Source organism: Dictyoglomus sp. NZ13-RE01 (assembly GCA_002878375.1).
Lineage (GTDB): Bacteria > Dictyoglomota > Dictyoglomia > Dictyoglomales > Dictyoglomaceae > NZ13-RE01.
In genome coordinates this window covers 1-5,973 of the sequence record NIRF01000029.1, presented here as the reverse complement: position 1 = coordinate 5,973, position 5,973 = coordinate 1, and the positions used below count along the sequence as shown (strand labels likewise).

The 5,973-nt window shown below is 37.0% G+C and carries 12 protein-coding genes; 3 read left to right on the top strand and 9 right to left on the bottom strand.

Annotation, left to right across the window (positions count from 1 at the left end):
* On the top strand, positions 1-552 hold a 552-nt coding region (locus tag CBR30_09795), incomplete at its 5' end, for a hypothetical protein (GenBank protein PMQ00713.1).
* Positions 549-779, top strand: a complete 231-nt coding sequence (locus CBR30_09790) for a hypothetical protein (protein PMQ00712.1) — start codon at positions 549-551, stop codon at positions 777-779. The genes CBR30_09795 and CBR30_09790, both read left to right, overlap by 4 nt.
* Here the strand turns inward: CBR30_09790 and CBR30_09785 are convergent.
* Positions 769-1,014 carry a hypothetical protein gene (locus tag CBR30_09785; protein PMQ00711.1) on the bottom strand — a complete coding sequence of 82 codons (246 nt, stop codon included), beginning with the start codon at positions 1,012-1,014 and terminating at the stop codon, positions 769-771. The two genes, CBR30_09790 and CBR30_09785, sit on opposite strands and share 11 nt — an antisense overlap.
* Positions 1,014-1,295, bottom strand: coding sequence for a hypothetical protein (locus CBR30_09780; protein PMQ00710.1), 282 nt, complete (start codon positions 1,293-1,295; stop codon positions 1,014-1,016). Before CBR30_09780 ends, CBR30_09785 begins: the two co-directional genes overlap by 1 nt.
* Before the next feature lie 633 nt (positions 1,296-1,928).
* Here CBR30_09780 and CBR30_09775 point away from each other — a divergent pair.
* A complete protein-coding gene (locus CBR30_09775) occupies positions 1,929-3,461 on the top strand; it encodes a hypothetical protein (GenBank protein ID PMQ00709.1) in 1,533 nt (510 codons plus the stop codon).
* Between the two features lie 37 nt (positions 3,462-3,498).
* On the opposite strand, the gene CBR30_09770 is transcribed toward CBR30_09775, so the two are convergent.
* The 7 genes from CBR30_09770 to CBR30_09740 all read right to left on the bottom strand — a co-directional run bounded on the left by CBR30_09770 (position 3,499) and on the right by CBR30_09740 (position 5,880).
* Positions 3,499-4,164 carry a hypothetical protein gene (locus CBR30_09770; protein ID PMQ00708.1) on the bottom strand — a complete coding sequence of 222 codons (666 nt, stop codon included), beginning with the start codon at positions 4,162-4,164 and terminating at the stop codon, positions 3,499-3,501.
* On the bottom strand, positions 4,161-4,361 hold the full coding sequence (locus tag CBR30_09765; protein ID PMQ00707.1) for a hypothetical protein: 201 nt from the start codon (positions 4,359-4,361) through the stop codon (positions 4,161-4,163). Before CBR30_09765 ends, CBR30_09770 begins: the two co-directional genes overlap by 4 nt.
* Complete coding sequence (locus CBR30_09760) at positions 4,358-4,534, bottom strand: CopG family transcriptional regulator (GenBank protein PMQ00714.1); 177 nt, start codon at positions 4,532-4,534, stop codon at positions 4,358-4,360. The genes CBR30_09765 and CBR30_09760 overlap by 4 nt, the downstream gene beginning before the upstream one ends.
* 94 nt (positions 4,535-4,628) lie before the next feature.
* Positions 4,629-4,769, bottom strand: a complete 141-nt coding sequence (locus tag CBR30_09755) for a chorismate-binding protein (GenBank protein PMQ00706.1) — start codon at positions 4,767-4,769, stop codon at positions 4,629-4,631.
* A 126-nt stretch (positions 4,770-4,895) separates the two neighbouring features.
* Positions 4,896-5,222 (bottom strand): hypothetical protein, encoded by a 327-nt coding sequence (locus tag CBR30_09750; GenBank protein PMQ00705.1) that lies wholly within the window; start codon positions 5,220-5,222, stop codon positions 4,896-4,898.
* 14 nt (positions 5,223-5,236) lie between these two features.
* Positions 5,237-5,470: a hypothetical protein gene (locus CBR30_09745; GenBank protein ID PMQ00704.1), complete on the bottom strand. Its 234-nt coding sequence runs from the start codon at positions 5,468-5,470 to the stop codon at positions 5,237-5,239.
* Between the two features lie 170 nt (positions 5,471-5,640).
* Positions 5,641-5,880, bottom strand: coding sequence for a hypothetical protein (locus tag CBR30_09740; protein PMQ00703.1), 240 nt, complete (start codon positions 5,878-5,880; stop codon positions 5,641-5,643).
* Between the last annotated feature and the right edge of the window lie 93 nt (positions 5,881-5,973).

Sequence of the window (5,973 nt, the reverse complement as noted above, 5' to 3'; positions counted from 1 at the left end):
TTTAGTGAAAGGTATTGGATAACACCTAACCTAGTAGAAACAATAGAAGAAAGGTTTAATGTTAAAATACCTATGATTAAGCCATTCGATTATGAGGTATTCTTTGGTTTGCCAGAAATAGAACAAGCAAAGCTACTATCTATGATGAAGGTGCATATTCTAGCAAGCATGGGGGAAGCTTGGGGAATGCCAATAACAGAAACTCTAGCACTTGGAATACCAAATATAACCACTAGATATGGTGCAGTAGAAGAATGGTGCAAAGACTACTGCATATATGTAGAACCAAAAGGAATATACTACAGCATTGATGGTATGGTGCATCCTGTACCGAGTGCAGAAGACATAGCCCTTAAGCTACATGAAGTGCTAAATAACTATGATAAATACGCTAAGCAGGCTAGAATTGCTAGCGATTATGTAAGAAAGGAATTAACATGGGAGAAAGCAGGTAAGGAGATGGTTAAGGCTATAGAGAAGAGCTTTAGCTATGATGACCTAATCATATTTGAAGAGCTAGGCTATATAACTAAACCCAAGGTGGTAGAATGAGCGAGCAATTAACAAAACAACAAGAGAAGCTAGTAGAAGTATTGCAAGAATTTTTCAAGCTAAAAGAGGAAGACCGTGAAAGAATCATAAGGATAGTAAAGAACAATAACCCAAAGAAGATAGTGGTAGCATTAAATAATGCATATAAGATAGATAGAAAAGGAAGAAAAAAGCCTACTATGACGCTTGAAGAATTTGAAAGAATGTTGAAAAAAGTTAGATTCTAAAGCTACTCTTTTTTTCATAATACTCTAGTATTAGTGCTACTATGAAGTATATTATTGCACCAGCTAAGAATAACCACATTATCTTAAAGAGTAGTGCTATAGCCTGCTTTACAAGCTCTAAGCTGCATGCATAGGGCATATAGCTACATAGAGCATCTACAAATGCTACCAATAGCACTATAGCTAGTACAGAGAAGATAGCAAAAACAATAGCTTCAAGTATTGTAGTATACATTACTTGCTACCCCTTTTTATGAATGGTTCGATGCTGCTAGTAGTAGGCTTACTATTAGCTAGTGATTGCTCTATCTTAGCTAATCTTCCTTCTAACTCTTCAATCTTAGCCCAAAGAGCTTCAAGTGGTTGCAAAGGGTCATCCTTTAGCTTTACCTGTACATAGTCTGCTAGTATCTTCTCTACTAGCTTGGTCTTTGAGATGCCTAGCTCATTAGCCCTCTTCTCTAAGGCTTCATTAATCTCCTTTTCTACCCTAACTGTGAATTGAGCCTTAACCACATACATCACCTCATATAACATATAATGATATAACCATATATAACCTTTTTTAACCTATCGTGATAGGTGCGAAATATAACCATTTATATCTTATTACTAATAGGTGATAGAAGGTTAAGAGTGGTTATATTCCAATATAACTACCTTATGACCAGACCTAACCTATCATCATATAACTACATTATAACCAAATACAACCTACCTTTTAAAATTACAGGCTACTGTATCATCGCTATAGGTTATAGATGGGTATATGTATGGTCATAGTACCCAATGTATTAAGATAATGTACCCAATGACTGTCATTAGATGGGGTCAATGAGCCATGATGTCCTGTACCCAATCACCACTATATGACCAAATATAATACAGTTTGATGATGAGGGGGGTTCAATGACCCCCTCAATGACCCCCACCATAAACTGCTAATAGGAAAAACAAAAAATTACGATTTCCAGAAACCGTATATTTATGATGGGGTACAGGGGTCTAGTTTTCTCTATATCTGTTAAATCAAAAAAGTAAATAAGACGCAGCTAGTAATTTCATGATGTGATATACCCCCATCTTAAGGTTATATAGGATAAACTTTTTAAAGGATAGAATAGTATAAGTTTATGGTGGGGATGAAATATGACTGAGGTACTACCTAAACCAATTGCACAGCTAATATATCAAATAAGAGACCGTGTTACTGACATAAGGAAGACCTATGGTAGCCTTGCAAAGTATGGATACCCAATATTAGAGAGCAAGGATGAAGCCGTAGCCTTGATATATGCTAACAAGGAGTTTGGTATAAGTGCTAATGAACTTAGCAAAATACTAGGTCTCGATAAGACTACACTTTACAAGTTGATAAAGAGGTTTGAGGAAGGTAGCCCAATAACGATATTTAACAAGGAAAGGAAGACTATAGAAACTGTAAGCCTTACAATTGAAGACGTAAAAGCTACAGCAGAAGAGTGGTTAAAGCCTAAGGCTAAGAAATGGCTAAAGGATGTAACAGAAGCTAGCTGCATTATCGAGTTTGTAAAGAACCCAATTAAAATCCAAAGGAAGGGTAAGCACTCAATACGCTACACTAGAAAACAATTTATAGACACAGTAAACCGAGTTAATGAGCTAGCTCAGTACATTCTAGCTAACAAGGATAGGATTACCAAGCACCTAAATAAGGAGATACCAAGCAACCCAGACCTATGGGATGATGAAGATGCGATATTTGAGATAATAAGGATGAAGTGCTATGAAGAAAACCAAGGAGATGACTTCAAGGCTAGGGTTTGTGCAAGGAGATACATGCAGCTATTGAAGAGGATACCTAAGTTTAGGGAATGGTTTAAGGGTAGAATTGGTACAGTAAGAGATGTGATAAGACCAAAGGAAGCTACTCTATTTTATGAGCATTACATTAAGCTAAAGAAGCTAGCTAAGGAGTCTAACGATAATGAGCTAAGGGCTTTCTGGCTAATTGCAGGTCTGCACATTGAAGCTGGTACTAGAGAAGGATGGAGTAGCATAGTAGAACAAATTGAAAGAATGATAGCAGATGGTATACAAGTGAACATTAAGCCTAGCGATGTTTGGAAGCTAGACCTAGACCATGACTTAGTAAATACTAGCCTCATAGGAATAAAGTGGGATAACGCTATATGGGGAGCAAATGGAGAGCTTCTAGGCTTTAGGATATGGGAAGAGAAAACTAAGAAGTGGTGGGAGCTAAGGTTACCTTGGTTAGATAAACAGCTACATGAAGAATGGAAGAAAATCTATGAATGGGCTAGACATAAGGGCTATAGGTCTGTAGTTAAGTCTATTCTGCTATATCATAGTGTAAAGCCTGTGAATAATGATGGTAAATGGAATGTATCCGCATTTAGGAAATGGTACAGCAAAATGTGCAAGAATCTGAGAGACGTTCTAGGGCTACCTTGGGAAATAACACCTCACAGGCTAAGAAGTGCTCATATCAGCATATTAGCAGAGTTTAGGATACCTATGGAGTTAGTGCTACAGTCCTCAGCTAACACAGGATTTGGAGTAGGCTGGGATGACATAACTACAGCCGTGATATTCTATATGAGGTTTAGCATGAGCCTAATAAGTGAATATCTGCAACAAGCAGAAACAACTAAGCAGAAACTAATACAAGGAATAGCCTAATCAAACCAAAAAAAATTATTTGATTTTTTGTTTTACCTTACATCCATGCTCTTTTTGATTCATACTTTGATGTTTGTACAGACCTTCTAACCATATACTTCTTGAATTCAGGTATAGCATTTAGTGTAGCCTCTAGGCTTCCTACCCTATCAAGCAATTCATTAAGCCTATCCATAAACTCCTCCATCTTCTCTGTGGTTAGGCTTTGCTCTGTAGATAGGAATAGTGATTCAAAGTTTCTCCATAAATCTAAGACTTCCTGCTTAACCTTCAATACGTCATACTCTACCTGCAACTTCTCTACCTCTTCTGCTAATTGGTCTGCTTTATTCTTTAGACCCCTAACTATGCCTTCTAGCTTCTTTTTCTTTAAGTACCATTCAGCAAGTGCAGTATCCTTGTAATAGCAATCCAAGCAGATAACGTAAGACCTGCTACTATTATCATCAAAGGTATACTTAACCCAATAAGCTAGCTCTCCCTTGTTGATAGTCTTACCGCAGAACTTACATTTTGTCTCATATTGTATAGGGATAATCTTACCCGAAACCGCCTTAACAGGTTTATCTACATTCTCAGTACCTAAGAGGTACGCTTTAATAGCCTCTTCTGCAAGCTCTCTAATGCTTCTACCACCTTTTTCTGCAAGCTTAGCTAATTGCTCATAGATTTCCTCGCTAACTCTAATCTTCTTATCATTCATAACGTATTCACCACAGAATAGCCTTTAACAAGACGCATCTTAGCCTTAGCATAAGTAGCCTTAATGCACATACTGCAATTTAGCTTAATCCAATCTTCACTACCCCAATTTGATGTATCTTTATTGTTTTTCTTAAGGTATTCCTCTACTATGCAGTAGCTATGAAGCCCATAGATGCATGGCTTCCTATCCTTCAATAAAGCTCCACCTTCCTTACCCTTTTTGGCTTTGGCTTTATTTCTACACCTTCACTAATTAGCTTCTTTATTGCTATTCTGATAGCACTACTACGTGATAATCCGCTGTTAGCACAGAATCTATCTAACTCCTCTAAGGTATTTTCATCTACTTTGAAGGTTATAACACGCAACACACCCATGCACCACCACCAATATAGTAGATATTACGTGGTATATAAAATCTATTACTTATTAAAAGAGCATGCTATGAAAAAAAAGATTGTATTAGAGTTTAGCCCTAAAGTACTTACCACAGCTAGTACACTTGAATAGTCCTACTGTTACCCCTTTTCTACCCCTAGGTGCTATAACCCATGTTTTTATTGGTTTTTCGACTTCTGTACCGCAATAAGGACATTTAGCCATTGATACCACCATCAATTAAGGTATTGAAGTCTAAGGATATAAAGTTTTTGATGGTGGTAGAATGAGAAAAAGAGTATATATAAAAAAGTTTTAGTTTAGGGTTACATTCTATTGAAATACGCTATGTTAAGCAGGCTTTGGAGGCTTACCCCATACATACCTGTACTTATTGCCAAGACCAGTAGCTTTAGCAACCTTTCTTATATCTTCCCTAACACTACTCATTATCCTCTCCATTTCAGCTGCAAATCCGCTCTGTTCAGCTTCCCATCCAAGCATATACCTTACAAGCTCCCCCTCATCTGAAGTCCAAAATTCCTTAACCTTTTTGCTAAGCTCCTGCCTAGCTTTTATAGCAGCCTCTCTAGCAGCATCAAGAATAGTCCCGACTTCTGCAGGCTCTATTTTTTCCTTAGAGAGCTTTTGCAGCACCTCAGTTACTGATACCGCCATTTTACCACCTCATATTAAACTATACTATTTAGTCCTATATAAATTATTGCTCCTATGACCAAACCTAACATATACTCTCTAATGTCCTTGTAGGCTCTATCCTTGATGTGCATTTCTTCATCAAGCTCATATAGAGCAAACATGAAGCCCATTATTATAGCTAGATACCAAGGAGCAAAACTAGTAATGATACCGTAAAGTACGTGTGCTATGCTACTTAGTTTGCTTTTTAGACTTAGCAAATTCATAGCCTGCTATACCACCTATGATGCTGCTAATCGTACCCGTTACAACACTATCTATACCATGCAGGAGTGCAGTAATAGCTATTGATGCTAGGCTAACTATAGCTACTAGCTTTACTATTGTCATGTCATCCATCTACTACCACCTGTTATTTGCCAAAGTATTCTTTTAGTTATTTGCCAAAGTATTCTTTTATCATTGATATAGCATTAAATACGAATTGTATAGCCATCATATAAACTATTAATGGTATAACATAAGCAGTTATCGAAAATGCTTGTGTGAAAGCAGGTTGAGATTGCACTACAGCACTACCTACAGTATATGCAACACTACCTAATACTGCTAAGCCTATTATTGATGCTATAATTCGCCAATTTTCGCCTATCCAAACTAGTATAGCTTCAGCCATACCACCACCTCTATATACTTATTCGTTTCACAAAAATTAAGGTTTCTATAAAAGAGAAGGTCTTTTTTATTATTTCGTTAGCATCAATAACTA